This is a genomic window from Mesorhizobium sp. M7A.F.Ca.ET.027.02.1.1, from assembly GCF_004022985.1.
In the GTDB taxonomy this organism is placed as follows: Bacteria; Pseudomonadota; Alphaproteobacteria; order Rhizobiales; family Rhizobiaceae; genus Mesorhizobium.
Genome location: NZ_RZOL01000636.1, coordinates 1 through 2,246, shown reverse-complemented (window position 1 = coordinate 2,246; position 2,246 = coordinate 1). Strand labels below are relative to the sequence as shown.

Sequence of the window (2,246 nt, the reverse complement as noted above, 5' to 3'; positions counted from 1 at the left end):
CTTCTTCGGTCCGCGTGACGGCCTCGTCCACATCTCGCAGCTTGCCAACGACCGGGTCGCCAAGACCTCGGACGTGGTCAAGGAAGGCGACAAGGTCTGGGTCAAGCTGATGGGCTTCGACGAGCGCGGCAAGGTCCGCCTGTCGATGAAGGTCGTCGACCAGGCCACCGGCAAGGAACTCGCCCGCGACAAGAAGACCGAAGGCGAAGAAAACGCCGCCTGAACGTCTTGAGTTCATGAATTGAAGCGGGCGCGGCTTATGTCGCGCCCGTTTTCATTTCAGCCCCGGTTTTCACTCTCAAATCGCCCAGACAAGTCGAGATCGAACAATGTCCGCCGAGCCGTTGAAGACGCTTTTCCATCCCTTCGAGGCCGAGGCTGTTGCTTTGCCGGGAAAGGGCGAGCGCGTGCTGTTTCTCGGCGCTGAGCCGGGTTTTCGCCTGCCTGAAGGCTTCGAGGCGACGCTTCACCTCGTGCAGGGCTTTCGGCCGCATTTTAGCGCGCTGCAGGCGTCTGGCTGCGTCGTCACCGCGCAAGTGGAAGGCGATGGCTTCGATATGGCACTTGTGCTGGCCGGGCGACATCGGGGTCTGAACGAAGTGCGCCTCGCGCAGGCGCTTGAGCGTGTGGCGCCGGGCGGCTTGGTCGTCGTTGGCGGCGGCAAGGATGATGGCATTGCCAGCCTGCGCAAGCGCGTCGGCGAACTTGTGCCGCTGGAGGGCCATCTGCCAAAATATCACGGCATCGCCTTCTGGTTACGCCGTCCCGCGGACCTCGCCGCCGCGGAAGAACTGCGCGCCGCCAATCCCGCTCTGCTGGTTGAAAACCGGTTCCGCACCGGGCCCGGCATGTTTTCCTTCGACCGGATCGATACCGGCTCCAAATTGCTGGTCGAGAACCTGCCCAATGATCTGCGTGGCAACATTGCCGATTTCTGCGCCGGCTGGGGGTATCTGGCTGCCGAGATCGCCGTCCGCTCACCGGGCATTTCGGCGCTCGACCTCTATGAGGCCGATTTCGCCTCGCTCGAAGCCGCGAAGCTCAATCTGGCAGGGGTCACCCAGTCGATCGCCAGAAACTTCTTCTGGATCGATCTGCTGAAGGAACCTGTCGAGAAGCGCTACGACGCGATTGCCATGAACCCGCCCTTTCACCGTAGTCGGGCGGCCGAGCCGGAGATCGGCGCCGGCATGATCCGCGCGGCGGCCAAGGCCTTGAAGCCGGGTGGGCGGCTGTTCATGGTCGCCAACCGCCAGCTTCCCTATGAGCCGATCCTGGCGGCCGCCTTTTCGAGCCATGCCGAACTCGCCCGCGATGGCATGTTCAAGGTGCTTGTCGCTCGTCGTTGATACAATGCACCGCGTTCAATGCAGATTGGCGACGCGTCGGACCTCATCGGTGACATGCACGTCGCCGACCCTGATCTTGAGGGGGGCCGGCCTGCCGTAAAGATAGCCTTGCACCACCTCGCAGCCGGCCGCCCTGAGCAGCGTCGCCTGGCTTTCGGTCTCGACACCTTCGGCAATGATGCTGACGCCGAGCGCGCGCGACAGCCCGACGATGGTCGAGACGACCGCACCCGAGCTGGAATCGGTGTCGAGGCGGCTGACGAAGGACCGGTCGATCTTCAGCTTGCCGAACGAGAAATCGATCAGGTAGCTCAAATTGGAATAGCCGGTACCGAAATCGTCGACGGCGACCGAGATGCCCATATCCGCAAGCTCCTTCAGGATGGCGGCGGCGCGGTCGCGGTCCTGCATCATCGCCGTCTCGGTCACTTCCAGCTCCAGCCGCGACGGCTTGATGCCGGTGCTCGTCATGGCGTCGCGCACGATGCCGACGAAGTCCTTGGTCATGAACTGCACGGGCGAGATGTTGACGGCGACGAAGCAATCGTCGGGCAGATGCCGGGCGTCGCTGCAGGCTTTGCGCAGCACCCATTCGCCGATCGGGCCGATCATGCCGGTTTCCTCGGCGATCGGAATGAACTCCATCGGCGGGATCATGCCGCGTTCCGGATGCCGCCAGCGGATAAGCGCTTCATACCCGACGATGCGGCCGGTCGGGAGATCGAGCTGCGGCTGGTAATGAAGGTCGAAGTCACCACGCTCGAAGGCTATGTGCAGTTCGGATTCGATCCATTGGCGATGGTCGGCGACCCTGCCCATTTCGGCATGGAAGACCGACCAGTTGCCGACGCCGCTGGCGCGCGCGTTCTGCAGCGCCAGATTGGAGCGGCGCAGGAT

At 63.3% G+C, this 2,246-nt stretch carries 3 protein-coding genes; 2 read left to right on the top strand and 1 reads right to left on the bottom strand.

Translation table 11 applies throughout. The annotated features are described in order from the left end of the window. Positions 1-223: S1 RNA-binding domain-containing protein (locus tag EN749_RS34485; protein WP_128364850.1), on the top strand; the 223-nt coding region annotated here is incomplete at its 5' end. A gap of 106 nt (positions 224-329) precedes the next feature. Further along, the gene (locus EN749_RS34480; protein WP_128364849.1) at positions 330-1,349 is read left to right on the top strand and encodes a class I SAM-dependent methyltransferase; all 1,020 of its coding nucleotides are present in this window, start codon (positions 330-332) and stop codon (positions 1,347-1,349) included. Between the two features lie 15 nt (positions 1,350-1,364). On the opposite strand, the gene EN749_RS34475 is transcribed toward EN749_RS34480, so the two are convergent. Further along, positions 1,365-2,246, bottom strand: an 882-nt coding sequence (locus EN749_RS34475; protein WP_145991141.1) for an EAL domain-containing protein, incomplete at its 5' end; no start/stop codon positions are given.

What these genes read in the sequence shown, in the direction of transcription:
- EN749_RS34480 (WP_128364849.1), top strand. Translation starts at nt 330, where the DNA reads ATGTCCGCCGAGCCGTTGAAGACGCTTTTCCATCCCTTCGAGGCCGAG.